Source organism: Brucella cytisi (genome assembly GCF_038433355.1).
Taxonomy (GTDB): domain Bacteria; phylum Pseudomonadota; class Alphaproteobacteria; order Rhizobiales; family Rhizobiaceae; genus Brucella; species Brucella cytisi.
Genome location: NZ_JBCAUP010000004.1, coordinates 52,894 through 78,658 on the forward strand (window position 1 = coordinate 52,894; position 25,765 = coordinate 78,658).

The window sequence follows — 25,765 nt, forward strand, 5'->3', positions numbered from 1 at the left end:
ACCCTCAAGCATGCCCCGCATCGGAAACAAGCCGGGACATATCGATGCCCATATGAAGCATCAGGCGCGAATATTTGCCCTCGATGTCGCTGTCGAACAGCATATCGAGCGGCGCGTCGCAGGTTAGCCAGCCATTCTCGGCAAGTTCCACCTCGATCTGGCCTGGTGCCCAACCGGAATAACCAAGCGCCATCAGGGCTCGTGACGGTCCCCTGCCCCCGTAAATGGCACGCAGAATATCGACCGTTGCTGTGAGGCAGACGTCTTCTGAAACCGGCATGGTGGAATCGACCATATAATCGTCGGAATGCAGCACGAAACCACGCGTACGATCCACCGGACCGCCATTGCGTACCATCATATTCTGCGCGCGATCCGGCAGAATAATCAGTTCGTCCTCATCAATGACCCCAATCTGACGCAGAAGATCAGGAAATTCGACTGGTTGAAGCTGATTGATGATGAATCCCATGGCGCCTTCATCGGAATGCGCGCAAATATAGACCACCGACCGGGCAAAACGCTCGTCGATCATTCCGGGCATGGCAAGCAGGAACTGCCCGTTCAGAAAACCCTGCTCCTTGTTTGGCGCCTTTAGAATGGTCATGAATATGAAGGTAGCAAGACTTCGCAAAATAACAATGGTCATTTATTTCGCGCCTCGGTTTCAACGTGAAAACTCGTTCGGAAAGCCGACTGGCCTGCCTCAGCACAAGCAACCGATGGACGCCACCAGCTCGACAATATTGGACTTGAAGCGACCATCTTTTCATTCCATGTTTTGCCAATGAACATCCGAACTCTTGCACTCGCACCGCTTCTATTGGCCTCGCTGGGACTTCCGGCATTGGCTTCTACATCTGACTGGACCGAGACGCCTGGCGGGCGAGTTCGTGTCATGATTGAAGACAACGACCCGAACAATGCGACCAGTGGCGAGCGGCGCGGTGCCTTACAGATCGAGTTGCAGCCCGGCTGGAAGACCTACTGGCGTAATCCCGGCGATGCGGGTGTTCCGCCGCAGATCAGTATCGAAGGTGATGCGAAAGCGCAGATCGATTTCCCTGCACCCGTCCGGTTTGGTGGGGACGATGAAGGCGGCATCGGATATAAACAGCCCGTTTCGCTACCGATAGTGTTTCACCTGACAGCCGCCGACACGCGGCTGAAAGGCCATGTTTTCCTTGGCGTCTGTGAGAAAATATGCGTTCCAGTGCAGGCTGCATTCGATTTCCCACTCAATGAAGATGGACAACAGGATTCGCCACAAGCGATAGCGGCCCGCACGATCATTGAGACCGCATTCGACCGCCTCCCGACAGCGGCAACTTCCGCGTTCGGCATAAGAGATGTGAAACGCGAAGGAGACCATGCCGTCTTCGACCTGACCGTTCCCGACCCTGCCGCACCGGCGGAATTGTTCGTCGCCAGTGACAGGTTGAGGATATCCGACACTGTCGCGATTGAAAGTGGCCAATCTGGCCACCGTTTCGCTGCGAAGATGCATGGAAAGGCAGACAATGCCGTCATCGACTATACCATTGTGCAGAACGGGAAAGCAGTTTCCGGTCAGGTGACGCTGGATTAGTCTTTCCTGCTTCCATCAGTGTTTTAAAATTGTCCGGCGACCTGTTATCGGTTTAACTGTACCGCCCGCGCTTCGCGGTGCGATAAGAGTTTGACAGTAGGCAGCGGAGCAGACGCCCCCTGCCCCGAGGAGAGATAAATGACGATCAAAGTTGGTGACAAGCTGCCTGCAGCGACTTTCAAGGTAAAGACCGCAGACGGCGTCAAGGAAATGACGACCGACGAAGTTTTCAAAGGCAAGAAAGTCGTTCTCTTTGCCGTTCCAGGTGCCTTCACGCCGACCTGCAGCCTGAATCACCTGCCGGGCTATCTCGATAATCGCGACGCAATCCTCGCCAAGGGCGTCGACCAGATCGCTGTGGTTGCGGTAAACGACGCTTTCGTCATGGGCGCATGGGCGCAGAGCACGGGCGGCGAAGGCAAGATCCTCTATCTGGCCGATGGTTCAGCAGTATTCACGAAAGCGGCAGGCCTCGAGCTCGACGCAACCGCTGGCGGCCTTGGCATTCGTTCCAAGCGTTATTCAGCAATCGTGGAAGACGGTGTGGTCAAGTCGCTCAACATCGAAGAACAGGCCGGACAGGCGGTCACATCAGCTGCGTCCAGCATTCTCGAACAGCTTTGATCTACAGCATTTCCAGCAAAAGTGCGAAGCGCCTTCGCGGGAAAGTTGGTCCACTGGACTGATTTCTTACCCACGCTTCGATGTTTAGGATAATGCATAGAAACAAATGACTAGAGCGTTTCCGACGATCTCGTTTAAACGGGAAGCGCTCTAACAAAAAAGGGCGGCGACGCTGCCCTTTTCTATGCAAGCTTATTGCACTTTCAATGATTTATGGCCGCCATATTTGAATGGCTCCATGCCTTCCCGGGCGAGTACGTCGGCGCGCTCATTTTCCGGATGCCCGGCGTGGCCCTTGACCCAATGCCAGTTGACCTTGTGCGGCTTGCGCGCTTCGTCGAGCGCCTGCCACAGTTCGGCGTTCTTGACCGGCTTCTTGGCTGCAGTTTTCCAGCCATTGCGTTTCCAGCCTTCGATCCAGCCGGAAATGCCGTCACGCACATAGACTGAATCCGTATAGAGATCGACTTCGCACGGTTCCTTAAGTGCCGAAAGCGCCGATATAGCAGCCATCAGTTCCATGCGGTTGTTGGTCGTGTCAGCTTCGCCGCCCTTCAGCTCCTTGACATTACCGTTCCAGCGCAGGATTGCGCCCCAACCGCCGGGGCCGGGATTGCCCGAGCAAGCGCCATCCGTATAAGCCTCAATCCGCTTCACGCAGTTGCTCCCTGCTGCTCAAGACCATATTCGGCAGCAGTTTCGATCTGGCGGTGGAAGCGCATTTTCCGCACATACTCCATCGGGTCTTTCTTGATTACGAAACTGCCTTCGGGAACATTCAACCAGTCGTAAAGCCGTGTCAGCATGAAGCGGATAGCAGCCCCACGCGCCAGAACCGGCAGCGCATCTGCTTCCGCTGCAGAAAGCGGTCGAACGGAGGTATATCCGCGCAGAAGTGCCGCCCCCTTGGTTCGGTTGTAGGAAAAGTCCTTTTCAAAGCACCATGCGTTCAGGCAGACGGCAACGTCGTAGGCCAGAATGTCCGTGCAGGCGAAATAGAAATCGATAAAACCTGAAAGCCTGTCACCAAGGAAGAATACATTATCCGGGAAGAGATCGGCATGGATCACACCCTGCGGCAGGTCGGCAGGCCAGTTCTCTTCCAGAAAGGCAAGGTCAGCTTCCGCCTCGCGGACCATGCCCGGTTCCACCGTATCCGCGCGCTCGCGCGAAAGGTTCCACAACGGGCGCCAGTCGGATAACGTCAGACCATTACGACGACGCAACGAAAAATCGGTGCCTGCCAAGTGCATATGTGCGAGCCCCTCACCGACGGCTTCACAATGCTCTACCGTCGGGCGGCGCATCCACATGCCCTCAAGGAAAGTGACGATTGCAGCAGGCCGTCCGGCAAGCTCGCCGATTGTCGTGCCGTCAAGACGGACCACCGGCTGCGGACATTCGAGGCCGCGGCTGGCCAGATGCTGCATCAAGCCAAGAAAGAACGGTAGATCTTCGCGATTGGTGCGCTTTTCATAAAGCGTCAGGATAAACGAACCCGAAGTCGTATGCAGAAGATAGTTGGAGTTCTCCACTCCCTCCGCGATACCTTTGTAAGATGTCAGCGTGCCAATATCGTACTGCTGCAGGAAAGTGCCAAGTTCGATTTCATTAATATCCGTATAGACGGCCATGCCGCTTATTTCCCTTGTATGATCTTGGGCATCAATTTCGGAATACCGACCACCCGGTGTGCCCCGTTGACGAATGCCATGTCCTGCACCGTCAGTTCCACATCACGAATCTCGCGATTCACAAGGAAGTTTTCGGTTTCCACCGTGGTTTCGGCCAGTTCGATCTTTACATTGAAGCGTGCCTTGAAGGCATCAATGATTTCATCGACGATGATTTCAGGCGCCGAAGCCCCCGCCGACAGGCCCACAACAGATATATCACCGATCCGGTCCCACTCGATGTCGGCAGCGCGTTGAACCAGCATCGACATCCGCGCGCCCGCCTTTTCAGCCACTTCAACCAGACGCTTGGAATTGGAAGAATTGGGCGCACCGACGATCAGAAACAGATCACATCCCGGTGCGGCAGAACGCACGGCATCTTGCCGGTTGGTGGTAGCATAGCAGATCGACTCTGCTGCTGGAGCTGAAAGGTTCGGAAAGCGTGCTTGTAATTCTTCGATAATGCCTGCTGTGTCGTCCACCGAAAGCGTCGTCTGCGTCACGAAGCCGAGATTGTTCTCATCATCGAAATGGCAGTTGCGCGCATCCTCAACCGTTTCGATCAGTGTCACCGCACCGTCCGGCAATTGCCCCATCGTGCCAATCACTTCCGGATGACCGGAATGGCCTATCAGAATGACATGGCGACCGAGGCGCTGATGACGCATGGCCTGCTTATGAACTTTGGAAACCAGCGGACAGGTTGCATCGAGATAGAACAGGTTCTTGGCTTCCGCATCGGCAGGCACCGATTTCGGCACACCGTGGGCAGAGAATACTACCGGCTGATCACAGTGTTCGGCGGGTATTTCGTGCAGTTCCTCGACAAAGATCGCGCCACGGGACTGCAAACCCTCAACTACATATCGGTTGTGTACGATCTCATGACGAACATAAACCGGCGCGCCATACTTCTTCAGCGCCAGAACGACAATCTGGATCGCCCGGTCCACTCCGGCACAAAAGCCGCGCGGCCCGCAAAGACGAATTTCCAGTGATGGTCGCTGATCGGTCATGAAGCGTGCTCGCAAGGTTCGGCTTGGCTTGAAACTTTAAGCGCGTAACGCGTTTAAGTTTTTGTTTCACACATGTCTTTGTCCCCAAGACTGGTAAGCTATTTTGGGAAACATGCACTCGTCTGGGAGTTGGGCTGCAACGAGGCCGTTGTCAACCCCTCAGCCCTCTTCGTCTTTACTCTCGCTGTCTCGGACGGAAAACCGGTCTCCACTTTTCCTAAGACAGCGATAGCGCCACAACCACGTCCCGACAACCCCTATCAGGGCCAGAGCGAGGCCGTACCATGTCATTGCATACTGCAAATGGTTGTTGGGAAAATCGATTATCGTCACGCCACCGATAGGCAGACCACCTGGATTGGGTTTGTTATCTGCATCGACGAAGAACGGCACGACCTCATCCAGATTTGGCAAATCGGCGCTTTCGGCCATCGCCGTCCAGTCTTTCCAATAGAAAATATTCTTGGCGATATCGTTGTCTGGTAGGAAAAACCCGGGCTTTGCCGACAAGGGGTCGCGTGCCAGACCGGTCACACTCACTGGTCCATCAACCTGTCCCTCAACACGTGTTGAAGGATCTTTTTTTCCGTAGGGAACGAAGCCGCGATTAACCAGCACGAAACGCCCATCTTCAAGCATCAATGGCGTATAGACATTATATCCGGCGGCTCCTTCATAGGTGGCCAGAAAATGCCGCTCTCCCTGCTGCATGAAAGTGCCCGAAACCGTCACCGGGCGATATTCGACCGATCCCTCCTGCTTGTAGATTTTTTCCATTTCGGAAAGCGGCAAAGGCGTTTCATGAACGCGCTGTTCGGTCGATGCGATCAGCGCTTCCTTCCATTGCAGACGTTCCACCTGCCAGGTGCCAAGTGCCAGCAAAATGACGAGCGCTATGGCGGATGCGATCACCACACCCCACGGAAAGCGATGCGACTGCTGTGCTGTCGTCATTTACTGTCATCCTGTCGGATGTCTATCCGTCCCGGCGCTGCCTTGTTGCGATATTGCATATTGATAAGGATACCTTTGGCCCATCGCATGGCGACGAGGCTGAGGATAATGGCGAGCGGCACCCAGAGAATGAAATGTACCCAGAGCGGCGGCCCGACATTCACTTCCATCCAGAGCGCAAGACCAACGACGATGAAGCCGATAATCAAAATGACAAACGCCGCCGGACCATCGCCGGAATCAGCAAACGCGTAATCCAGTCCGCAAGCCGAGCAGCGTGGAGCAACTTTCAGGAAGCCGTCGAACAGCTTCCCCTCGCCGCAACGCGGGCAGTGTCCGGCAATGCCACTCTTTATGGGATCGACCGGCGGATAAATGTTCTGATCCGGCATTACGCTTCCCTTCTCAATATCTTTTCACAAACAAAAGGCGGCCATGTTGCCAGGGCCGCCTCGGAATTTTTAACCGCTAATGATCAGCCGGCGTGCATCGGCGCGCCCCATCCACCCCATACATAGATGGCGAAGAAAAGGAACAGCCAGACCACGTCAACGAAGTGCCAATACCAGGCAGCGGCTTCGAAACCGAAATGCTGCTTTGGCGTGAAGTCACCGCCGATTGCGCGGAAGAGGCAGACCAGAAGGAAGATCGTGCCGACGATAACGTGGAAACCGTGGAAACCGGTCGCCATGAAGAAGGTCGCTCCGTAGATCGAATCCTTGAACGCAAACGGTGCGTGGATATATTCGTATGCCTGCACAAAGGAGAACAGAACACCCAGCGCGACGGTGATTGCGAGACCGGTGATCATGCCCTTGCGGTCATTGTGCAGCAGCGCATGGTGCGCCCAGGTCAGCGTCGTGCCCGACAGAAGCAGGATCACGGTGTTGTAGAGCGGCAGGTGCAGCGGATCGAGAACCTCGATGCCCTTCGGAGGCCAGACGCCGCCTGTGAATTCAGCCCGCGCTACCTGGTGAACTTCATTCGGGAAGAGGCTTGCATCGAAGAATGCCCAGAACCACGCCACGAAGAACATAACTTCCGAGGCGATGAACATGATCATGCCGTAGCGCAGATGCAGCGACACGACGCGGGTATGGTGGCCCTCATGCCCTTCCTTGATCGTATCGGCCCACCAGCCATACATGCAGTAAAGCACGATCGCGAGGCCGATAAAGAAGATCCACGGCGTCACAATGTTGAGGCCGAAGAACGGCAGCTCACCGGCATTGATGTAACGCATCCAGGCAATACCGCCGACGGCAAGCACGAATGCACCCACCGAGCTCAGGAACGGCCAAGGGCTGGGCGCGATAATATGATAGTCGTGATTTTTCTGATGAACGTCGGCCATGTCTCTCCCCGTAAATCCCCTTAGGGGCTCCTCTCTCGTACCTTCCTGCTTAAACCGCTAACACGGTGCCAAGCAAGTCTATCTGTAACAAGCGGTATTTCTTATCAGAATAAAACCGCTTCAGTGTTTTGTCTTTGCGGCATTATGCGCCGCTAGAGCATTTCGTGTGTCCCTGGATCATTGGAAATGCTCAATCTTCTTGTTTTATGCGCATGTCGGCTGAAACCGATTTCCAGTTTCGGGAGACATGCGCTAGGCATCAGCTTCCGTTGGTTGGCGTCTCGGCCTTGGCATTTGCGACCGGCTTCGGCTTTTCAATCGGAAAGAATGTATAGGACAGCGTGATCGTCTTGACGTCTTTCAGATCGGGATCGTTGACGATCTCCGGATCAACAAAGAACACCACCGGCATTTCCATGTCTTCGCCCGGCTGCAGGGTCGTATCCGTAAAACAGAAGCATTCAACCTTGTTGAAGTAAGCTCCTGCCCGACCTGGCGCTACGTTGAAGCTCGCGCGACCATAGGTCGGCTGATCGAACAGGTTACGCGCTTCATACTTGATCATCGTCGTTTCGCCGATGCGAACCGTGACCTCGCGCTGTACGGGCTTGAAATCCCATGCCAGTCCATTGGCCGTATTCGCGTCGAAACGCACCTTGATAGTTTTGTCGAGGATAGTATCCGAATATTGCTCCACCCGCTGCGTCGTGCCGCCATAACCCGTCACCTGACAGAAAATGCGGTAGAGTGGAACGGAGGCGTAGGCTGCACCGATCATGCAGACAAAGAAAGACAGGCATGCAAAAGCAATCGTCGCATTGGAGCGCTGTTGCTTCTTTAGCTTTTGATCCTTTTCCTGCTGATCCGCCATTTTCTCCTCCCGGTTAAGTTTAAAGCGTATCGTGTATTATCTGCTTCATATGACAGGCTTTAAACCATTGTATTTATGCATGTCCTTAGCCCAAACCCGGCTCCCATCTTTGGGGGGACAAGCTAGATCGGCCGTACCAGAACGTTCACGCCCAGTTTCGCAATCGTACCGATGTAGACAAGTAGCACGAACAGCGCCAAGGCAATTGCCAGTCCCCAGGAGCGATTGCGCTGGGCTCGCTTCTGGTGTTCCGTAGGAACAATCAGCTCCAATTCGTTGTCGGCCGGCTTCTGTACGGTTTTGTCCATTAGAACCCTCCAAAGGCGGTCAACGCCTTCATTACCAGTGCCTCTACAAGCAACACCGCAAACAATCCCGACAGATAAAGCAGCGAGAAACGGAACAACTTGCGGGCAGCAGCCAGCATTTCAGACTGCGATCCGGCAACCCACATACGCCATGCATAGTAAACGAAAGCCAGCCCAAGCAGCGTGGAAATCACACCATAAACAGGACCCGCAAAGCCCAGCACCCAGGGCAGAACCCCAACTGGTGCCATGATGATCGAATAGAACAGTGCCTGACGGCGGGTCGAAAGCTCGCCCTTCACGTTCGGCATCATCGGTATACGCGCTGCTTCATAATCATTGGCTGAAAAGAGCGACAGCGCCCAGAAATGTGGGGGGGTCCACAGGAAGATAATCATGAACAGCACGACGCTGTCCCAGGTGATTTCGCCTGTTGCCGCCGCCCAGCCGATCATCGGAGGGAATGCACCTGCGGCACCGCCGATAACGATGTTCTGTGGCGTCGAGCGCTTCAGCCACATTGTATAAACGACGGCATAGAAGAAGATGGTAAAGGCGAGCAGTGCGGCCGATAGCCAGTTGACCATCAGGCCAAGCGTGACAACTGAAAAGGCTGAAAGTGTCAGGCCAAACGCCAGGACCTGATTGGGCGCAATGATGCCCGCTGGAATAGGGCGGTTGCGCGTGCGCTTCATCACTGCGTCAATATCGGCATCGTACCACATGTTCAGCGCACCAGATGCGCCAGCGCCAACCGCAACGCACAAGATGCTGATAACAGCGAGCACAGGATTCATATGTCCCGGTGCGACAACGAGACCGACCAGCCCGGTGAAGACCACGAGGGACATCACCCGGGGTTTCAAAAGAACAAGGTAATCCCGGGCAGTCGCTTCGGAGAGAGCGAATGCGTCGTCAGTACCTGCGTTTTTTTCCACCAGAGACATTTTAACTTAAAAACCTCAAATTCGCCGGCCCGAACACCGCGCCCCTACAGCACGGATCGGCACAATCACAACAATGTCCTCCCGGAAACCATTCTGTTCCCGCCAGAATTGCCGGGCTTGTTTGCCGACTTTTTCGTCTACCGGCGACGGGCGGAACAGAATGCCGCCCGCCCATAGCACATTTTGTAAAGATGGGCGAAGTCTTTTCCGGACTCCGCCCATCGCACAATCACTTGATGCGCGGCAGCTGTTCCCACTGGTGGAACGGAGGCGGCGACGACAGCTGCCATTCCAGCGTAGTTGCGCCTTCACCCCATGGGTTTGCACCGGCTTCGCGCTTCTTCGCAAATGCCTCGAAGACATTGTAGAGGAAGATCAGGACGGCGAAGCCCGAAATATAGGAGCCGTAGGACGACACCATGTTCCAGCCTGCATAGGCATCCGGATAGTCGATGTAACGGCGCGGCATTCCAGCAAGACCGAGGAAGTGCTGCGGGAAGAAGACCAGGTTCACACCAACAAAGGTGACCCAGAAATGCAACTTTGCCGTGAACTCGTTGTACATGTAGCCGCTCATCTTCGGGAACCAGTAGTACCAGCCCGCGAAGATCGCAAACACCGCACCCAGCGACAGCACGTAGTGGAAGTGCGCCACCACGTAATAGGTGTCATGCAGCGCACGGTCGAGACCGGCATTGGCGAGCTGAACGCCCGTCACACCACCGACCGTGAACAGGAAGATGAAGCCGATTGCCCACAGCATCGGTGCGCGGAAAGTGATCGAACCACCCCACATCGTCGCGATCCACGAGAATATCTTGATACCCGTCGGAACCGCGATGACCATCGTTGCGAACACGAAATAACGCTGCGTATCAAGCGACAGACCAACCGTATACATATGGTGGGCCCAGACGACGAAGCCGACGACACCGATTGCCACCATGGCGTAAGCCATGCCGAGGTAGCCGAAGATCGGCTTGCGCGAGAAGGTCGACACGATGTGGCTGACGATACCGAAGCCCGGCAGGATCAGAATGTACACTTCCGGATGTCCGAAGAACCAGAACAGATGCTGGTAAAGGATCGGATCTCCACCGCCGTCGGGCGTGAAGAAGGTCGTCCCAAAGTTGCGATCGGTCAGCAGCATGGTGATGCCGCCTGCCAGAACCGGCAGCGAGAGCAGCAGCAGGAATGCTGTCACCAGGACAGCCCAGGCGAAGAGCGGCATCTTGTGCAGCGTCATGCCCGGAGCACGCATGTTGAGGATCGTGGTGATGAAGTTGATCGCGCCGAGGATCGACGAAGCACCGGAAATGTGCAGCGCCAGAATGGCAAAATCGATAGCCGGGCCAGGCTGACCGGTCGTCGAAAGCGGCGGATACAACGTCCAGCCGCCACCGGGCCCCCAGCCACCGGGTGCCGAAGGCATGAACAGCGAGATCATCAGCAACAACAGCGCAGGCGGCAGGAGCCAGAACGAGATGTTGTTCATGCGTGGGAAAGCCATATCCGGTGCGCCGATCATCAGCGGTACCATCCAGTTGGCAAAACCACCGATCAGCGCCGGCATGACCATGAAGAAAATCATAACCAGAGCGTGCGCGGAGGTGAACACATTGAACATCTGCTTGCCGGCATCAAGTGCGGCATCGCCCTCGACACCGTAAACCATGGACGCCAGCCCATGGAAAATCTGGATGCCAGGCTCCTGAAGTTCGGCGCGCATCGCAATGGACAGCGCGCCGCCGATGATACCGGCAATGATTGCAAAAATCAGGTACAGCGTACCGATGTCTTTATGATTGGTCGAGTATACCCAACGAACCCAGCCATGCGGCTTGTGGTCGTCGTGGGCACCATGCTCGTGAGCTGCTGTGCCAGCCATGGAATTCGCTCCCGTTTTTCAACAGTCTTGGCGTTCGGGATCAGAGACCCGCCGCAGCCACTTTATCGTTTGCGCCACCTTCAACAGCGGCTTGAAGCGCCTTGTTCGCACCATTCAGATCCGATCCCGCAGCGGCGATCCAGGTCTGATACTGCTCTTTCGAAACAACGCGCACGGCAATCGGCATGAAGCCATGATCCTTGCCACAAAGCTCAGAGCACTGACCGTAGTAGAGGCCTTCCTTGTCCGCTTTGAACCAGGCTTCATTGATACGACCCGGAACAGCGTCCATCTTCACCCCGAAAGCCGGAATGGTCCACGAATGGATCACGTCGGCAGCAGTAACGAGAAGGCGAACCGTTTCACCGACCGGAACCACGACTTCATTGTCAACGGCCAGAAGCCGCGGATAACGAGCGCGGTCTTCCTTGCCGGCTGCGGCGCGATCGCCATCCTTCAGAAGAAGGGCGTCAAAGCTGACCGGATTATCGACCTGATATTCGTAACCCCAATACCATTGATATCCCGTCGCCTTGACCGTCAGCGTTGGATCTTCCGGCGAATACTGCGCCGTCAGAAGCTGGAAAGACGGAACCGCCAGAAATAGAAGAATGATCACTGGGCCGATGGTCCAGACCACTTCAATAGCGGTATTGTGGCTTGTTTTGGACGGCTGCGGGTTCGCGCTCGCACGAAAGCGAAACACCACCCAGAGCAACAAAAACAGAACCAGCAAGGTAATTGGAATGATGAACCAGAGCGTATAACGCTCAAACCAATGAATCTGTTCGGCAATCCCAGTCGCTGCGTCCTGAAATCTCCATTCCCAGGGACGGGGCTGGTCCGCAAAAGCGGCACCAGTCGTCCACAGCACTGCAAGAGCGCCGCCGAAGGCGCCCTTCGTTGTGGCAACAATCTTATCCACCAGAACTCTCTCCCTTTTCGCCCTTTCGAGCTGGACGCCGGACGCTAAAGACGGCCGCATCCCCCGTCGGCGTTCAAACCACACCTTAGCGCACACCGCAAGCAAGGCGAATATGTTCCTGTGCGGCATTTTTGCGCGCAGTCCATGTCGGAAATAGCGAATGTCCGGGTTCAATCAATGCGCCAGGGTTGCTCGTTTTCACCGTGAAAACTTGGGAAAACCGCACGAAACCCATAATGAAGCCATGATTTGACAAGACGTTTTCTTTAACGTGCCGCGTGACAATCGTTGCAACAGACGGTATCACCGTTGCTATGATGGCCAGGACCGATTAACGCCAGTCACGGCGCTTTTCATGGCCAATGCAGCGCGTTAACGTCCCGGTGATTCGATCTGGAGATTTCATGACTTTTCGCATGCTTGCCCGCCGCACGATCAGCCAGCGCCTCGCAACACTTGCAACAGGCGCCAGCATAGCGCTTGCTGTTGCAACGCTTCCTTCGGTTGCTCAGGAAACACCGGCGCAGTTACAAACCCCACAAGAAGCTCCAGCTGCCCAGTCGCAGGCGGCTCCGACCAGCCCGCAGCAGAGCGGCAAGCTCAAGTCGCGACACGGCGCATGGTCCGTTCTCTGTGACACGCCCGCCGGTGCCAAGACGGAACAGTGCGCGCTGATCCAGAACGTGGTCGCCGCGAAGCGTCCCGAACTGGGCCTTTCTGTCGTCGTTCTCAAGACAGCTGACAACAAGGCGCGCATTCTTCGTGTTCTGGCCCCACTTGGTGTTCTGTTGCCCAACGGCCTTGGCCTCAATGTCGATGGCAAGGATATCGGTCGGGCCTATTTCGTCCGCTGCTTCGAAGACGGCTGCTACGCCGAAGTGATCCTCGAGGATGATCTTCTCAAGACACTGCGTTCTGGCAAGGCAGCTACCTTCATCGTCTTCCAGACACCGGAAGAAGGCGTAGGCATCCCGGTTGATCTGAAGGGATTTGGCGAAGGCTTCGACGCCCTCCCCTGATCACAACTGCTATGACCGGTTGTCCTCAACCGATTTAAGGCTTACATCCTGCAGCAATCAAATGCTGCAGGATTTATTTTTATGAAAAGCCTGATCGACAGTTTCGACGTCAGCCGCGACGATATCGAGCGCCTTGTCGCCCAAAGCCTGAAAGGCAGCGACGACGGAGAGCTCTTCGTAGAATACCGCGAAGCAGAGGCGCTTGTTTTCGACAATGGGCGCCTCAAGACTGGCTCATTCAATCAGGACCAGGGCTTCGGTCTGCGTTCGGTTGCGGGCGAGGCCATCGGTTACGCCCATGCGGGTGACCTCTCGCTTGCTGCTTTGAAACGTGCCTCCGATGCGGTTTCTGCAACCCTTAGGGGTTATGGCGGAAACTATTCGGCGGCACCTGCTGGCACCAACCGTCACCTGTACACGGATGAGAACCCTATCGGCTCGCCAACATTCGATGCCAAAGTACAGCTTTTGCAGCAGGTTGATGCCTATCTGCGTGCTAAAGACCCGAAAGTACGTCAGGTGTCCGTTTCCCTCGCGGGCTCGTGGCAACAGGTTGAAATATTGCGCGCGGATGGTCATTTCGTCCGCGATATACGACCTATGGTGCGCTTGAGCGTTGCGGTGGTGGCGGGCGATGGAGACCGTCAGGAATCCGGCTCGCATACGGTTGGTGGACGCAAGGGGTTTGGCGAATTCATCACTGCTGAAAGCTGGCAGCATGCCGCCGATGAAGCATTGCGTCAGGCACTCGTCAATCTGGAAGCCATTCCTGCCCCGGCAGGCACGTTCGACATCGTTCTAGCCAATGGCTGGCCAGGCGTGATGCTTCATGAAGCCGTCGGACATGGGCTGGAGGGTGACTTCAACCGCAAGAAAACTTCCGCCTTTGCTGGGCTGCTCGGCCAGCAGGTTGCCTCCAAGGGCGTAACGGTCGTCGACGATGGTACCATCGCCGAGCGGCGCGGTTCTCTCACGATTGATGATGAAGGCACGCCGACCAATCGCACCGTGCTGATCGATGACGGTAAACTGGTCAATTATATGCAGGACCGCCAGAACGCCCGCCTGATGGGTATGGAAGCCACCGGTAACGGACGTCGCGAATCCTATGCTCACGCACCTATGCCGCGTATGACCAACACCTACATGCTTTCCCGCGACAAGACGCCTGAAGAGATCATCGCCTCCATGAAGAAGGGCATCTATGCGGTTTCCTTCGGTGGCGGTCAGGTGGATATCACATCTGGAAAATTCGTGTTCGGTTGCACGGAAGCCTACATGATTGAGGACGGCAAGGTCGGTGCGCCGATCAAGGGCGCAATGCTGATCGGCAACGGTCCTGATGCGATGCAGCGGATTTCGATGATCGGTAATGACATGAAGCTCGATACGGGTAGTGGCAATTGCGGCAAGGGCGGCCAATGGGTCCCCGTTGGCGTCGGTCAGCCACATCTGCGCATGGATCAGGTCACTGTGGGCGGCACGGCTGTCTAGAATCCCTGTCGTTCTGGCCATGACATCGGGTCGTACACCTTTATCAGCGTCATCTAACTTGCAGATATCACCGGTAAAGTGCAGGCTATGAGGATAGAGACCCTGCGCTACAATCTTCAATGCCGGGCCGATCTGGAGAGAGGGATGCGTGAATCGCCTTACGACTGGACAGGGAAACGAACAGAAAAACGTGACCGGCAAAAACGTTTGCTGGTCGTGACAGCCATCACAATGGGTGCGCTCATTCTTGTTCTCGGCATGGTGGACGGCCTGCTGATACTTCTGGGCTGATATGCTGCCCGTCTACGAAATCGACTGCACCGGCATAGAGAACCCCGATGATCTGTGGCGGCGGTATCTTTCTGCCGTTCCCGCCCAAGACCCAGAATCCTTCGGCTACACACTCGACTCGTTCTGGGACGCCGTGCAATGGCAAGGTCCAGGCTGGCCCGGTGAATGCGAACTGGTTTTCAGGAATACCGAAGCCCTGGCCCAGTTGAAAACACGCGGTGGGCAACCGTTTCTCGATGCCTTTCGGCGCTTGGTTGCCGACACGGACCTCGTGACGATTAGACTGGCGTAAACGAATTCACTCTGCCGTTCCGCTGTTCTTGTCATAGTGAGCCAAAGCCGCAACAAGCGCATTGATATCATCTGCGCAAAGATACGCTCTCATGGCATCAAATTTCTTTTCGTCCCACCTGTAGATTCCGAGCCCCAGAAGTGTATCAACTGTCGTCGCTGGAAATCGGGAGCGAATTGGGACTGCAGGATTGCCTGCCACGATAGTGTAAGCTGCAACATCTTTTGTAACGATGGCGCCCGACGCGATAATCGCGGAGCGCATCCCCAGCCACGCGCCGTCCCCGATAACCGTGTCACCCTTGCCCTTGTAAGCATCGAGAATGACGTCCGGAAATGGATAGAGACTGAACCAGTCCGTGCGATGTGTGTGGTTACCGCCCAAGAGGATAACAGCTTCTGCGCCAATACAAACGTAATCGCCAATATAAAGCTGATCGACAGGCAGGCCATTGGGAGTCCCAGGCCTTCAGACTATATTCGTCCCCATAAAGATAACGAACGACGGCTTCTTCGAACCAACCCGTCCATGCATTGCTATAATAGCTATGTCTCCCGCGCACATGAATATTCGGGTTCTTTACCGTTTCGTGAAGAAGCTCCACGATGGACCAATGCTTGGTTTCTGGACCTGCGAACGACACGTTAAGGCAACTTTCCAGAACTTATATCGCCGGGTCTTCCTCCAGCAAACCTGTCACGAAATCGAACAAACCCGGACGGCGGTCACGGCGAAGACGTTCGGCAATGATAATGCCTTTGATGCCTGAATAGGAACGCTCAAGATCTTCATTGATAACGATATAATCGTACTTCACCCATTTCTGGATTTCAAAGCGAGCATTCTGCAGGCGTGTTTCAATCACGTCAGCTGTATCTTCCGCACGACGGTTCAGGCGATTCTGCAATTCGCGCATGGTGGGCGGCAGAATGAAAATCGACACCACATCCGCCGGCATTTTGGCCTGCAACTGTTCAGCACCTTGCCAGTCAATGTCGAACAGCATGTCTTGACCTTCCGCCAGTGCTTCCTCAGCGGTCTGGCGCAGCGTGCCATAGAAATTGCCGTGCACTTCGGCCCATTCAATCAGTTCGTCATTGTCACGCAAACGCTCGAATTCGCGCTTGGTGATAAAATGATAATGTACGCCGTTGATCTCGCTTGGACGGCGCTCACGCGTGGTAACGGAGATCGACAGTGACAGCTTCATATCTGGATCGCCGAGCAACTGGCGCGCAATTGTGGATTTTCCCGCCCCCGAAGGCGACGAAATCACCACCATAAGGCCTCTGCGTGCAATGCCATTTTCAACCGAAGAGATGGCCATGATACCTGTTACTCCAGATTCTGTACTTGTTCGCGAAACTGGTCCACGACTGCCTTCAGTTCCAGACCGATGGCTGTGATCGACGCTGCATTCGATTTGGAACACAGTGTATTAGCCTCACGATTAAATTCCTGTGAAAGAAAATCGAGCTTGCGCCCGACGGGGCCACCATCCGCCAGAAGCTTGCGGGCGGATGCCACATGGGTCTCCAACCGGTCAAGCTCTTCCTGAATATCGGCCTTGGTCGCCAGAAACGCCGCTTCCTGATAGAGCCGCGTCTCATCAAGCTCGCGTGCGGAATCCAACAGCAGCGCTACCTGTCCAGCGAGACGGGCCTTGATCGCATCTATGCTCCGCGACGGGTCGCGGCGGGCATTCACGGTCAGGCGCTCGATACTGTCAACATGCGCGGACAGAATAGTGAAAAGAGCCTTGCCCTCCTGCTTGCGGGCGTCGGCGATTGCTTTCAGCGTTTCCTCAAAACCTGAGACGACAGCAGCTTCCAGTCTGCCGCGCACGTCTTCGTCATCAGCCATCTGTGCCTGATCGATGATACCGCGCAACGAAAGAATGCCGTCTACGCTGCCGGGGGCCAGTCCGTGCGTTGCCTGCAAATCCGCACCTAGCTTCAGGATCTCTGCGAGCATGGCCTGATTGATACTGAAACCGGCTTGTGCCTCGCTGCGTTCCACGCTGAGGCTTGCCTGAAAATTGCCACGCGAAAAATGACGCGCCAGCATGGAGCGTACAGGATGTTCGGCGGCTTCAAGGCCTTGCGGCAAACGCAGCCGAAGGTCGAGCCCCTTACCATTGACGGAACGCACTTCCCAGACAATGCGCGCTTCTCCGCCTTCCATGGCATGTTGCACGGCATGGCGTGCAAAACCGGTCATGCTTTGGAGCGCCATGCGTTCCATCCCCTCAACTCACGCCCGCGACAGTGCGGAATTACTCTAAAAATCAATCCGAAGCCGGTGGCGAACACCGGCTTCGGTTACACATTCTCAAACTCACCAAAGCCGTAGCGAAAAGCTACTGCCCCGCGCTTTGGTTTGTATTGTTGCCGCTATTGTTCTGTTGCTCGATATTCTTTTGCTGCTCCACGGAGCGCCATTTACGGACGTTGGCGTTGTGTTCCTGTAGCGTCTTCGAGAACACATGGCCACCCGTGCCATCGGCAACGAAATAGAGGTCTTCCGTATCCAGCGGATTAGCGACGGCTTCCAGCGCAGCCTTGCCCGGATTGGCAATCGGCGTCGGCGGAAGACCGTTGATCACATAGGTATTGTAAGGTGTCGGCTTTTCGATGTCCGACTTGAAGATCGGCCGATCAGAAGGTTTGCCAGCTCCGCCGAACAGGCCATAAATAATGGTCGGATCAGACTGGATGCGCATGCCCTTCTTCAAGCGATTGACGAAGACAGACGCCACATGCGGGCGTTCCGACGCGATACCGGTTTCCTTTTCAACGATGGAAGCCAGCGTCACAAATTCGTTCTTGTCCTTGATCGGCAGGTCGGAACCACGCTTTGCCCAGGCGTCGTCCACGAGCTTCTTCTGGGAGGCGACCATACGATCGATGATTTCCGAACGCGTCGTGCCACGTGTGAAATTCAGCGTATCGGTGAAGAGCGAACCTTCCGGCGGCATGTCCTTCGGCATGTCACCAACCAGTGTCGGATCAGCCGAGATACGGTCGAAAATCTGTTTGACCGTCAGACCTTCCGGAATGGTCAGCGGATACATGATGGATTTGCCACTGATGAGGATATTCATTACATCGCGCATCGAAGCGCCCGCCGGAATGGCGTATTCGCCCGCCTTCAGATCATTTTCGTGTCCGAGCGTCCGCATACCATAGCGGAAAATACGGGCATCACTGACAATTTCACGATTTTCCAGGCTGTTGGAAACTTCGGCAATACCAGCGCCGCGCTTGACGAGAAACGTCGTTTCAGTAGTGAGCGGACCTTGCCCGTCAAACTGCGTCTTGCCAAAATAGAACAAGGCGGACGCGCCGAGCAGAACAAGCACGACCAGAGACAGCATGAAATTCATGAAAACGACGATCTGGCTGCGGGCATGACGCGAACGCTTGCGCGGCGGAGGCGTTCCCGGCTCGGGACGCAGAGCTTCAGACGCGGATTTCGGCACAAACGGCTTTGAAGTCGCGTTCGTTTCCTGCGTCACGCCCTTGGGCTGCCCGTCTGCAGGGGGTGTTCCGGATGGCGCCTCTGAATTCACTCAATCACCTCGGTCCAGAGCATTTCGTTAGTTTAAAACAAACCACGAGAAAGGCTCTGTCTATCTATTTTGGCGAACCTCCCGACACATTGTGCCGAATGCCCGCCCACAACGGCTTTTGCACTTGTTTTCGTCAGAGTGGATGAAACTCTTCGGAGTCGTGACCACACTAACCGCTGTTCGTGATTTTAAACATCGCATCAGGTTTTATTTTGGCAAAAACGCGGAGAAATCCCCGCGTTTTTTTGATTTCGAAATTTAATTTTCAACAATGCCGATCAAGAGTATCGGCGCAGGACAAGCGAAGCGTTGGTTCCGCCAAATCCGAAGGAGTTCGACAAAGCCACATCGATCTTGCGTTCACGAGCCTTGTGCGGAACCAGATCGATCTTCGTCGAGACAGCCGGATTATCGAGATTGAGCGTTGCTGGCGCGATATTGTCGCGAATGGCAAGCGTCGAGAAAATCGCTTCGGCTGCGCCGGCTGCGCCCAGCAGATGACCGATAGCCGACTTGGTCGAGGACATCGAAATCTTCGACGCAGCATCGCCAACCACCCGCTCTACAGCGCCCAGTTCGATAGTGTCGGCCATGGTCGACGTGCCATGGGCGTTGATATAGTCGATCTGATCCGGCGTAATATCAGCACGCTTCAGGGCTGCGGCCATGCAACGCTCTGCACCCTCGCCGCTCTCTGTCGGAGCAGTGATGTGGTAAGCATCACCCGAAAGTCCATAACCGATGACTTCTGCATAAATCTTCGCGCCGCGAGCCAGTGCGTGTTCCAGCGCTTCGAGAACCACAACGCCTGCGCCTTCACCCATCACGAAGCCGTCACGGTCTTCATCATAAGGCCGGGAAGCTGCAGTCGGATCATCGTTACGTTTGGTGGACAAGGCCTTGCAAGCGGCAAAACCGGCTAGCGAGATGCGGCTTACCGGCGATTCCGTTCCACCGGCAACCATGACATCCGCATCGCCGAATGCGATCAAACGGGCTGCGTCGCCGATAGCGTGCGTGCCGGTTGCACAAGCCGTTACAACCGAATGGTTTGGACCACGGAGTCCGTGCTTGATGGAAACATGGCCGGAAGCCAGGTTGATCAGGCGCCCAGGAATAAAGAACGGAGAAATGCGGCGCGGACCTTTGTCGCGCAGCGTGTAGCCAGCCTCGACAATACCTTCGATACCGCCAATGCCGGAACCAATGAGAACACCGGTACGAACCTGGTCTTCGTCACTTTCAGGATGCCAATCGGCATCGTCCAGCGCCTGATCGGCAGCGCCGACAGCATAGACGATGAAAGGATCAACTTTGCGCTGTTCCTTGGGTTCCATATGGAGGTCGGCGTTGAAGGTGCCATTGGTGCCATCGCCAACCGGAATACGGCAGGCAATCTGGCAGGCCAGATCATCAACTTCAAATTCCGTGATGCGGCGAGCACCGCTTTCACCGGCAATAAGACGCTTCCAGGTCTCTTCGACACCGCTGGCAAGCGGCGACACCAGACCAAGACCGGTGATGACGACACGCCTCATATCCACCCCTTAAAACTTTGTTTTGTCATGAACACCGCCCCGCAGGCTTTAACCGACAGAACATATGTCCGGGCCTGACTGGAAGGGGTGGTGCTCCAATTGTTGAAACCGGAGCCTGCCATGTCGAACACGATCTTCGATCACCGTTCCGGCAGATTCACAAACAGGCCGCTGAACGGCCTTTGTGCATATTCGTTCCGATCATGAAGACGAAGGGAAACGACTAAAAACAAGCAGGGCCGGGATTTGCGAGAACCCCAGCCCAATGCCCAAGTTCAGATTAGGCAGAAGCCTTGTCGATGAACTTCACAGCGTCGCCGACCGTAAGGATCGTTTCGGCAGCGTCGTCAGGAATTTCAACGCCGAATTCTTCTTCGAAAGCCATGACCAGCTCGACCGTGTCGAGGCTGTCTGCGCCGAGGTCATCGATGAAGCTTGCGCCTTCCGTGACCTTGTCGGCATCTACGCCCAGATGTTCAACAACGATTTTCTTGACGCGCTCTGCGGTATCGCTCATGTCGGAACCTCGACCTGTGTGTTTGTTGCTCTGCCTTGGTTAGCGGCATGCAGGATTGTAATCAAGTTATAAGATGTCTGCCAAGTTTCGAGCGAAGCCGCCCGGACAGTCATCCTGTGGATATTCCTTTCGGAACAGGATCGCGGCACTTCTACTCTGAATGCCGCAACTCTCGATGGGCGCATTACCATGCTTCTTGAGCAAGGCAAAGCGCCTTTTCCTTCTCCACCCCCCGTATTAAGGCATTTTATACCATAATTGGGAGAAGAAGGAGGGTCAGATCATGGCCATTCCGCCATTGATATGCAGGGTCTGGCCCGTCACATAGGCTGCCTGGTCGCTTGCCAGATAGACGACTGCCGCAGCAATATCGCCACCAACGCCCATGCGCTTCATGGGGATATTGCTCATGATCGCTTCCTTCTGCTTTTCGTTCAACTTGTCGGTCATGGCCGATTCGATGAAGCCTGGAGCGATGCAGTTCACCGTCACATTGCGGCTTGCGATTTCCTGCGCCAGCGACTTGGAAAAGCCAATAAGGCCTGCCTTTGACGCGCAATAGTTTGCCTGCCCCGGATTGCCGGTCACACCAACAATCGACGTAATGTTGATGATACGGCCATTGCGGCGGCGCATCATCGGATGGGTCAGCTCACGCGTCAGGTTGAAAACGGACGTCAGGTTGACGTTCAAGACAGCATCCCAGTCTTCGTCGCTCATGCGCACGAACAAGCCATCGCGGGTGATGCCAGCATTGTTGACGAGAATGTCGACACCGCTCATTTCTTCTTCCGCCTTCTGGCCAAGAGCCTTGACGGCTTCACGGTCGGAAAGATTTGCCGGAAAGATGAAGGTACGGTCACCTAGTTCAGCGGCAAGCTCTTTCAGCTTTTCTTCGCGGGTGCCGTGCAGGCCGACGATTGCGCCCTGCGCATGAAGAGCGCGGGCAATCGCTTCACCAAGACCACCGGTTGCACCGGTTACCAGAGCCTTGCGGCCAGTCAGATCAAACATGCGAAATCCCTCTTAAGCGTTGAGAGCAGCAAGCGCTGCTTCAATTTCTTCGGCAGAGCCAACGGCAGCACCAGACACATCCTTCGAGATGCGGCGCGCCAGGCCTGTCAGAACCTTGCCTGACCCTACTTCATAAAGCGTGGCGACGCCATTGGCCGCAAACCATTCGACAGTTTCGCGCCAGCGCACCTGACCCGTAACCTGTTCGACCAGAAGATCAGCGATCTCGTTGGCGTCGGTGACCGGCGCTGCCCGCACATTGGCGATGAGCGGCACGATCGGGCTGTGCTTTTCAACCGAAGCCAGTGCTTCACGCATCGCGTCAGCAGCAGGTCCCATCAAAGTTGAATGGAAGGGAGCAGATACGGGGAGCATTATGGCCCGCTTGGCGCCCTTTTCGGATGCAAGCTTGGCAGCCAGCTCGACTGCAGCCCTGGAACCGGAAATGACAAGCTGTCCTCCACCATTGTCATTGGCGATCTGGACCGAACCGGATGCTTTGGCTTCAGCACAGACAACTTCTACGTCGCCATGTTCCAGGCCGATGATAGCCGCCATCGCACCTTCGCCAACGGGAACAGCTTTCTGCATGGCATTACCGCGAATACGCAGGAGGCGCGCCGTATCGGCAAGCGAGAATGTTCCAGCCGCGCAAAGCGCTGAATATTCGCCAAGAGAATGTCCGGCAACGTAGGAAACCTTGTCTTTCAACGAAAAGCCGCGCGCTTCCATGACGCGCAGCACAGCCATCGAGACGGCCATCAACGCAGGCTGGGCATTGGCGGTCAGCGTCAGCACATCTTCCGGTCCTTCGAACATGGTAGCGGAAAGCTTTTCGCCCAGCGCCGCGTCGACTTCATCGAAGACGGCGCGCGCTTCAGCGAACTGTTCGGCCAGAGCCTTGCCCATACCCACAGCCTGGCTGCCTTGTCCCGGGAAAGTAAATGCTACCGCCATTGATGCCTCGTTCTGGTGTTAAGCATATGATAATGTCGAAACCGTTATCCGTTTTTTCCGACATGCCCTGCAATTAAATGCACAATTTGGCGGGATGTGCCTCAGTGAGGGCAGCAAAGTCAAGTATTTCCCGGTTTTTGTGCGGTTTGCGCCTTGCAAAGCCGGGGAAAAACACGTAATAGCCGCCCGTTCATTGCTCGGCACCAGCTGGGGGCTGAACGGAGGGCCGGTTGTTTGTGCAGTCAAATTCACGAACATCCGTAGAAGTCACAAGCGCTTCTGCCTCCCGTGTCTCCGCTCTCGATCGTCTCAGTGAGCGTCCTTTCTTCACCGGTTTTCCGGCAAAAGAGAAGTCGCAGAGGCTTAGCCGTTGGTGTCGGCATGTTGTAACAGAAGAAAGGCAAAGCCAATGGCTCTTTATGAACATGTGCTTCTTGCCCGCCAGGACATTTCCCAGCAGCAGGTCGACGCTCTCGTCGAACAGTACAAGGGTGTCCTCGAAGCTAATGGCGGCAAGGTCGGTAAGGTCGAAAGCTGGGGTCTGCGTCCCCTCACCTACCGTATCAAGAAGAATCGCAAGGCGTATTACACGCTCGTAAACATTGATGCTCCGGCTGCAGCCGTTGCCGAAATGGAACGCCAGATGCGCATCAACGAAGACATTCTTCGTTTCCTCACCGTTCGCGTTGATGAACACGAAGAAGGCCAGTCGGCCATGCTCACCCGCCGTGACGACCGTCGCGAACGCGATGGTGACGATCGTCCGCGCCGTCGTGAAGGCGGTTTCGACCGTGGCGATCGTGGTCCGCGCCGCCCGCGCGACAACGAAGCTGGTGAAGGAGCATAATTATGGTTGATATCAATCAGATCCCGACCCGTCGTCCTTTCCATCGCCGTCGCAAGACGTGCCCGTTCTCCGGTGCAAACGCACCGAAGATCGACTACAAGGACGTCAAGCTTCTGCAGCGTTACATTTCCGAACGCGGCAAGATCGTTCCTTCCCGTATTACGGCTGTCAGCCAGAAGAAGCAGCGCGAACTCGCCAAGGCGATCAAGCGCGCTCGTTTCCTCGGCCTGCTGCCTTACGTTGTGAAGTAAGAACAAGCTTTCGGGAGGCATTCTCGCAGAGATTGTCTCCCGAACCCCTTTCCTTCATTGCGATGGGCGCAACGGAGCGTAATAAAACCCAAGTTGGGGCAGCGGCCTCTAACTGCACGAACCGGCAAGACCGGAGCAGGACAGCGAAACTGATGAAATTCAATGGAACCATTATCGGTGTCGGCATATTGGCGGGGCTTGCCTCGGCCTTGATGTCGTCCGGCGTCATCGCCCAAGGTGGCGCGATGGCAGCTATGGCCATGGTTCTCTACTTCCTGACACCACTTCCCATCTTCGTTGTTGCCCTTGGCTGGGGTTCGAGCGCCGGTGTCGTTGCCGCTGCCACAGCCACGGTTGCCGTCGGCATTGTCGCCGTTCCGCTTGCAGCACTCCTGATGGCATTGACCAGCTTCATTCCAGCGGCGGCTGGCGCCTATCTATCCGGTCTTGCACGACCAGCCGAAGAACTCGGCGGACCGAAAGATGTTCTGGTCTGGTATCCGCTTTCAGACATTGTATTCCGGCTTGCCATGATGGTGGCGCTCAGCTTCATCGTCATCGGTGCGATTCTCGGCTTCGGCCCGGACATGGCGCGCGAACTCGCGAACACTCTGATCGACCGGGTTGCCGAAGCCGACCCGCAGTTCACGGCTAGCGACGACATTCGCAACAATGTCACGTCACTCCTGATGGTTGCCTTGCCGGCAATCCAGCCGGCAACCTGCCTCGCGATTCTCGTTGGTAATTTTTATCTGGCACAGCGCCTGATCTCTATCTCGGGGCGCCTACGCCGACCACGTGACGACTGGCCCGCTACGCTGCGTATGCCGCGCCCGGCCTTGCTCGTCTTCGCGGTTGCTCTTGCGGTTGCATTTCTTCCCGGCGGCGTCGGACTGATCGCAACCGTCGTTGCTGGCGCGCTTAGCGCTGGTTTCATGATGTCGGGCCTTGCCATCATGCATTTCCGCACACGCGGCAAGGTGTGGCGCCCGGTAGCGCTATGGCTCGCCTACTTTGCGATCATACTTTTCGCATTCCTGCTTTTCATCTTCATGGTTCTCGGACTTTTCGACACCTCGCGCGGCGCGCCGGTCTCGAAAATGCCGGGAGCTGACAGTCAGTAACCGAATCAGAAACTCGAAAGGAAACTCCAATGGAAGTCATTCTTCTGGAACGTATTGGCCGCCTCGGCCAGATGGGCGAAACAGTCAAGGTCAAGGACGGTTATGCCCGTAACTTCCTGCTCCCCCAGGGCAAGGCTCTTCGTGCCAACGAAGCCAACAAGAAGAAGTTCGAAGGCCAGCGCGCTCAGCTCGAAGCCCAGAACCTGGAACGCAAGAACGAAGCCCAGGCCGTTGCCGACAAGCTCGACGGTGAAAGCTTCATCGTCGTGCGCTCGGCTGGTGAAACCGGCCAGCTCTATGGTTCCGTTTCGACCCGCGACATCGCCGACATCATTTCGGCCAATGGCTTCACCCTGCACCGTAACCAGGTTGAACTGAACCATCCGATCAAGACGATCGGCCTGCACGAAGTCTCGATTTCGCTGCACCCGGAAGTTCAGGTTCAGGTTTCGGTCAACATCGCCCGTTCGACGGAAGAAGCCGAACGTCAGGCAAAGGGTGAAGACCTGACCTCGATCGAAGCTATCTACGGCATTGAAGAACAGCCTCTGTCGGAAGAAGTTTTCGACGAAGAGGAAGAAGCTGAAGATCAGGCTTAATTTAGCCACCTATTATCTAGGGGAACGCACAGCCAGACGCCGCGCATTCCCATCGTGGTAAACTTTATATGATCGTGCCCGGCGGCCCCCGCCGGGCATT

Annotated in this window: 30 protein-coding genes; 10 read left to right on the forward strand and 20 right to left on the reverse strand. The window is 55.7% G+C overall.

Translation table 11 applies throughout. The annotated features are described in order from the left end of the window. Nucleotides 1–4 precede the first annotated feature (4 nt). Nucleotides 5–607: a YqgE/AlgH family protein gene (locus AAE521_RS04800; protein WP_071633769.1), complete on the reverse strand. Its 603-nt coding sequence runs from the start codon at nt 605–607 to the stop codon at nt 5–7. Nucleotides 608–787: 180 nt separating this feature from the next. On the opposite strand from AAE521_RS04800, the gene AAE521_RS04805 reads away from it, so the two are divergent. Together AAE521_RS04805 and AAE521_RS04810 are read left to right on the forward strand one after the other, a co-directional pair. Beyond that, the gene (locus tag AAE521_RS04805; RefSeq protein ID WP_342060636.1) at nt 788–1,588 is read left to right on the forward strand and encodes a protein-disulfide reductase DsbD domain-containing protein; all 801 of its coding nucleotides are present in this window, start codon (nt 788–790) and stop codon (nt 1,586–1,588) included. Nucleotides 1,589–1,726: 138 nt separating this feature from the next. Further along, nucleotides 1,727–2,212 carry a peroxiredoxin gene (locus tag AAE521_RS04810; protein WP_071633733.1) on the forward strand — a complete coding sequence of 162 codons (486 nt, stop codon included), beginning with the start codon at nt 1,727–1,729 and terminating at the stop codon, nt 2,210–2,212. 192 nt (nt 2,213–2,404) lie between these two features. Here AAE521_RS04810 and rnhA read toward each other — a convergent pair whose 3' ends face one another. The 11 genes from rnhA to coxB form a co-directional block, all read right to left on the reverse strand. Then, complete coding sequence (gene rnhA, locus AAE521_RS04815) at nt 2,405–2,869, reverse strand: ribonuclease HI (RefSeq protein WP_071633413.1); 465 nt, start codon at nt 2,867–2,869, stop codon at nt 2,405–2,407. Continuing rightward, nucleotides 2,866–3,846: a homoserine kinase gene (locus AAE521_RS04820; protein ID WP_342060637.1), complete on the reverse strand. Its 981-nt coding sequence runs from the start codon at nt 3,844–3,846 to the stop codon at nt 2,866–2,868. The genes rnhA and AAE521_RS04820 overlap by 4 nt, the downstream gene beginning before the upstream one ends. 5 nt (nt 3,847–3,851) lie before the next feature. Next, nucleotides 3,852–4,904, reverse strand: a complete 1,053-nt coding sequence (gene ispH, locus AAE521_RS04825; RefSeq protein ID WP_342060638.1) for a 4-hydroxy-3-methylbut-2-enyl diphosphate reductase — start codon at nt 4,902–4,904, stop codon at nt 3,852–3,854. A 159-nt stretch (nt 4,905–5,063) separates the two neighbouring features. Further along, on the reverse strand, nt 5,064–5,858 hold the full coding sequence (locus tag AAE521_RS04830; RefSeq protein ID WP_342060639.1) for an SURF1 family protein: 795 nt from the start codon (nt 5,856–5,858) through the stop codon (nt 5,064–5,066). Next, nucleotides 5,855–6,250, reverse strand: coding sequence for a DUF983 domain-containing protein (locus AAE521_RS04835; RefSeq protein ID WP_342060640.1), 396 nt, complete (start codon nt 6,248–6,250; stop codon nt 5,855–5,857). Before AAE521_RS04835 ends, AAE521_RS04830 begins: the two co-directional genes overlap by 4 nt. A gap of 83 nt (nt 6,251–6,333) precedes the next feature. Beyond that, nucleotides 6,334–7,212 (reverse strand): cytochrome c oxidase subunit 3, encoded by an 879-nt coding sequence (locus tag AAE521_RS04840; RefSeq protein ID WP_278526555.1) that lies wholly within the window; start codon nt 7,210–7,212, stop codon nt 6,334–6,336. Between the two features lie 259 nt (nt 7,213–7,471). Then, nucleotides 7,472–8,083 carry a cytochrome c oxidase assembly protein gene (locus AAE521_RS04845; RefSeq protein ID WP_036585944.1) on the reverse strand — a complete coding sequence of 204 codons (612 nt, stop codon included), beginning with the start codon at nt 8,081–8,083 and terminating at the stop codon, nt 7,472–7,474. 122 nt (nt 8,084–8,205) lie between these two features. Then, entirely contained in the window at nt 8,206–8,391 is a 186-nt protein-coding gene (locus AAE521_RS04850) for a hypothetical protein (protein WP_071633407.1), read from the reverse strand. Continuing rightward, complete coding sequence (locus tag AAE521_RS04855; RefSeq protein WP_071633406.1) at nt 8,391–9,338, reverse strand: heme o synthase; 948 nt, start codon at nt 9,336–9,338, stop codon at nt 8,391–8,393. Before AAE521_RS04855 ends, AAE521_RS04850 begins: the two co-directional genes overlap by 1 nt. A gap of 229 nt (nt 9,339–9,567) precedes the next feature. Beyond that, nucleotides 9,568–11,226, reverse strand: a complete 1,659-nt coding sequence (gene ctaD / locus AAE521_RS04860) for a cytochrome c oxidase subunit I (RefSeq protein WP_010658398.1) — start codon at nt 11,224–11,226, stop codon at nt 9,568–9,570. 40 nt (nt 11,227–11,266) lie between these two features. After that, a complete protein-coding gene (coxB, locus tag AAE521_RS04865) occupies nt 11,267–12,151 on the reverse strand; it encodes a cytochrome c oxidase subunit II (RefSeq protein WP_071633405.1) in 885 nt (294 codons plus the stop codon). Nucleotides 12,152–12,555: 404 nt separating this feature from the next. On the opposite strand from coxB, the gene AAE521_RS04870 reads away from it, so the two are divergent. The 4 genes from AAE521_RS04870 to AAE521_RS04885 all read left to right on the forward strand — a co-directional run bounded on the left by AAE521_RS04870 (nt 12,556) and on the right by AAE521_RS04885 (nt 15,247). Next, nucleotides 12,556–13,170 (forward strand): invasion associated locus B family protein, encoded by a 615-nt coding sequence (locus AAE521_RS04870; RefSeq protein ID WP_342060641.1) that lies wholly within the window; start codon nt 12,556–12,558, stop codon nt 13,168–13,170. 81 nt (nt 13,171–13,251) lie between these two features. Then, nucleotides 13,252–14,664, forward strand: a complete 1,413-nt coding sequence (gene tldD, locus AAE521_RS04875; RefSeq protein ID WP_342060642.1) for a metalloprotease TldD — start codon at nt 13,252–13,254, stop codon at nt 14,662–14,664. A gap of 144 nt (nt 14,665–14,808) precedes the next feature. After that, nucleotides 14,809–14,955, forward strand: a complete 147-nt coding sequence (locus AAE521_RS04880) for a hypothetical protein (RefSeq protein ID WP_342060643.1) — start codon at nt 14,809–14,811, stop codon at nt 14,953–14,955. Between the two features lies 1 nt (nt 14,956). Then, complete coding sequence (locus AAE521_RS04885; protein WP_071633402.1) at nt 14,957–15,247, forward strand: barstar family protein; 291 nt, start codon at nt 14,957–14,959, stop codon at nt 15,245–15,247. A 6-nt stretch (nt 15,248–15,253) separates the two neighbouring features. On the opposite strand, the gene AAE521_RS04890 is transcribed toward AAE521_RS04885, so the two are convergent. The 8 genes from AAE521_RS04890 to fabD all read right to left on the reverse strand — a co-directional run bounded on the left by AAE521_RS04890 (nt 15,254) and on the right by fabD (nt 22,844). Continuing rightward, nucleotides 15,254–15,631: an LbetaH domain-containing protein gene (locus tag AAE521_RS04890; protein ID WP_342060644.1), complete on the reverse strand. Its 378-nt coding sequence runs from the start codon at nt 15,629–15,631 to the stop codon at nt 15,254–15,256. A 280-nt stretch (nt 15,632–15,911) separates the two neighbouring features. After that, on the reverse strand, nt 15,912–16,574 hold the full coding sequence (gmk, locus tag AAE521_RS04895) for a guanylate kinase (protein WP_071633400.1): 663 nt from the start codon (nt 16,572–16,574) through the stop codon (nt 15,912–15,914). Nucleotides 16,575–16,582: 8 nt separating this feature from the next. Continuing rightward, entirely contained in the window at nt 16,583–17,482 is a 900-nt protein-coding gene (locus AAE521_RS04900; RefSeq protein WP_342060645.1) for a YicC/YloC family endoribonuclease, read from the reverse strand. 124 nt (nt 17,483–17,606) lie between these two features. Further along, on the reverse strand, nt 17,607–18,818 hold the full coding sequence (mltG, locus tag AAE521_RS04905) for an endolytic transglycosylase MltG (RefSeq protein ID WP_071633399.1): 1,212 nt from the start codon (nt 18,816–18,818) through the stop codon (nt 17,607–17,609). A 278-nt stretch (nt 18,819–19,096) separates the two neighbouring features. Continuing rightward, on the reverse strand, nt 19,097–20,356 hold the full coding sequence (gene fabF, locus AAE521_RS04910) for a beta-ketoacyl-ACP synthase II (protein ID WP_071633398.1): 1,260 nt from the start codon (nt 20,354–20,356) through the stop codon (nt 19,097–19,099). Nucleotides 20,357–20,636: 280 nt separating this feature from the next. After that, on the reverse strand, nt 20,637–20,873 hold the full coding sequence (locus AAE521_RS04915; RefSeq protein ID WP_002963616.1) for an acyl carrier protein: 237 nt from the start codon (nt 20,871–20,873) through the stop codon (nt 20,637–20,639). A 276-nt stretch (nt 20,874–21,149) separates the two neighbouring features. Further along, nucleotides 21,150–21,887, reverse strand: coding sequence for a 3-oxoacyl-[acyl-carrier-protein] reductase (gene fabG, locus AAE521_RS04920; RefSeq protein WP_071633397.1), 738 nt, complete (start codon nt 21,885–21,887; stop codon nt 21,150–21,152). 12 nt (nt 21,888–21,899) lie between these two features. Next, nucleotides 21,900–22,844 (reverse strand): ACP S-malonyltransferase, encoded by a 945-nt coding sequence (gene fabD / locus AAE521_RS04925; RefSeq protein WP_342060646.1) that lies wholly within the window; start codon nt 22,842–22,844, stop codon nt 21,900–21,902. Between the two features lie 409 nt (nt 22,845–23,253). On the opposite strand from fabD, the gene rpsF reads away from it, so the two are divergent. From rpsF to rplI, 4 genes are all read left to right on the forward strand, one after another. Next, nucleotides 23,254–23,691: a 30S ribosomal protein S6 gene (gene rpsF, locus AAE521_RS04930; protein ID WP_342060647.1), complete on the forward strand. Its 438-nt coding sequence runs from the start codon at nt 23,254–23,256 to the stop codon at nt 23,689–23,691. Nucleotides 23,692–23,693: 2 nt separating this feature from the next. Next, on the forward strand, nt 23,694–23,942 hold the full coding sequence (gene rpsR / locus AAE521_RS04935) for a 30S ribosomal protein S18 (protein ID WP_002963610.1): 249 nt from the start codon (nt 23,694–23,696) through the stop codon (nt 23,940–23,942). Nucleotides 23,943–24,094: 152 nt separating this feature from the next. Then, nucleotides 24,095–25,066 (forward strand): DUF2232 domain-containing protein, encoded by a 972-nt coding sequence (locus AAE521_RS04940; RefSeq protein WP_342060648.1) that lies wholly within the window; start codon nt 24,095–24,097, stop codon nt 25,064–25,066. Between the two features lie 29 nt (nt 25,067–25,095). Continuing rightward, complete coding sequence (gene rplI, locus AAE521_RS04945; protein WP_342060649.1) at nt 25,096–25,665, forward strand: 50S ribosomal protein L9; 570 nt, start codon at nt 25,096–25,098, stop codon at nt 25,663–25,665. The last annotated feature ends 100 nt before the right edge of the window (nt 25,666–25,765 follow it).

Coding starts and splice junctions, on each gene's coding strand:
- gmk (WP_071633400.1), bottom strand. CDS start 16,574: ATGGCCATCTCTTCGGTTGAAAATGGCATTGCACGCAGAGGCCTTATG.
- AAE521_RS04810 (WP_071633733.1), top strand. CDS start 1,727: ATGACGATCAAAGTTGGTGACAAGCTGCCTGCAGCGACTTTCAAGGTA.
- rpsR (WP_002963610.1), top strand. CDS start 23,694: ATGGTTGATATCAATCAGATCCCGACCCGTCGTCCTTTCCATCGCCGT.
- AAE521_RS04835 (WP_342060640.1), bottom strand. CDS start 6,250: ATGCCGGATCAGAACATTTATCCGCCGGTCGATCCCATAAAGAGTGGC.
- AAE521_RS04850 (WP_071633407.1), bottom strand. CDS start 8,391: ATGGACAAAACCGTACAGAAGCCGGCCGACAACGAATTGGAGCTGATT.
- AAE521_RS04805 (WP_342060636.1), top strand. CDS start 788: ATGAACATCCGAACTCTTGCACTCGCACCGCTTCTATTGGCCTCGCTG.
- AAE521_RS04880 (WP_342060643.1), top strand. CDS start 14,809: ATGCGTGAATCGCCTTACGACTGGACAGGGAAACGAACAGAAAAACGT.
- AAE521_RS04940 (WP_342060648.1), top strand. CDS start 24,095: ATGAAATTCAATGGAACCATTATCGGTGTCGGCATATTGGCGGGGCTT.
- AAE521_RS04855 (WP_071633406.1), bottom strand. CDS start 9,338: ATGTCTCTGGTGGAAAAAAACGCAGGTACTGACGACGCATTCGCTCTC.
- AAE521_RS04840 (WP_278526555.1), bottom strand. CDS start 7,212: ATGGCCGACGTTCATCAGAAAAATCACGACTATCATATTATCGCGCCC.
- rpsF (WP_342060647.1), top strand. CDS start 23,254: ATGGCTCTTTATGAACATGTGCTTCTTGCCCGCCAGGACATTTCCCAG.
- AAE521_RS04915 (WP_002963616.1), bottom strand. CDS start 20,873: ATGAGCGATACCGCAGAGCGCGTCAAGAAAATCGTTGTTGAACATCTG.
- fabD (WP_342060646.1), bottom strand. CDS start 22,844: ATGGCGGTAGCATTTACTTTCCCGGGACAAGGCAGCCAGGCTGTGGGT.
- AAE521_RS04870 (WP_342060641.1), top strand. CDS start 12,556: ATGACTTTTCGCATGCTTGCCCGCCGCACGATCAGCCAGCGCCTCGCA.
- AAE521_RS04845 (WP_036585944.1), bottom strand. CDS start 8,083: ATGGCGGATCAGCAGGAAAAGGATCAAAAGCTAAAGAAGCAACAGCGC.
- rplI (WP_342060649.1), top strand. CDS start 25,096: ATGGAAGTCATTCTTCTGGAACGTATTGGCCGCCTCGGCCAGATGGGC.
- ispH (WP_342060638.1), bottom strand. CDS start 4,904: ATGACCGATCAGCGACCATCACTGGAAATTCGTCTTTGCGGGCCGCGC.
- ctaD (WP_010658398.1), bottom strand. CDS start 11,226: ATGGCTGGCACAGCAGCTCACGAGCATGGTGCCCACGACGACCACAAG.
- AAE521_RS04830 (WP_342060639.1), bottom strand. CDS start 5,858: ATGACGACAGCACAGCAGTCGCATCGCTTTCCGTGGGGTGTGGTGATC.
- fabG (WP_071633397.1), bottom strand. CDS start 21,887: ATGTTTGATCTGACTGGCCGCAAGGCTCTGGTAACCGGTGCAACCGGT.
- fabF (WP_071633398.1), bottom strand. CDS start 20,356: ATGAGGCGTGTCGTCATCACCGGTCTTGGTCTGGTGTCGCCGCTTGCC.
- AAE521_RS04900 (WP_342060645.1), bottom strand. CDS start 17,482: ATGGCGCTCCAAAGCATGACCGGTTTTGCACGCCATGCCGTGCAACAT.
- AAE521_RS04820 (WP_342060637.1), bottom strand. CDS start 3,846: ATGGCCGTCTATACGGATATTAATGAAATCGAACTTGGCACTTTCCTG.
- AAE521_RS04885 (WP_071633402.1), top strand. CDS start 14,957: ATGCTGCCCGTCTACGAAATCGACTGCACCGGCATAGAGAACCCCGAT.
- AAE521_RS04800 (WP_071633769.1), bottom strand. CDS start 607: ATGACCATTCTAAAGGCGCCAAACAAGGAGCAGGGTTTTCTGAACGGG.
- tldD (WP_342060642.1), top strand. CDS start 13,252: ATGAAAAGCCTGATCGACAGTTTCGACGTCAGCCGCGACGATATCGAG.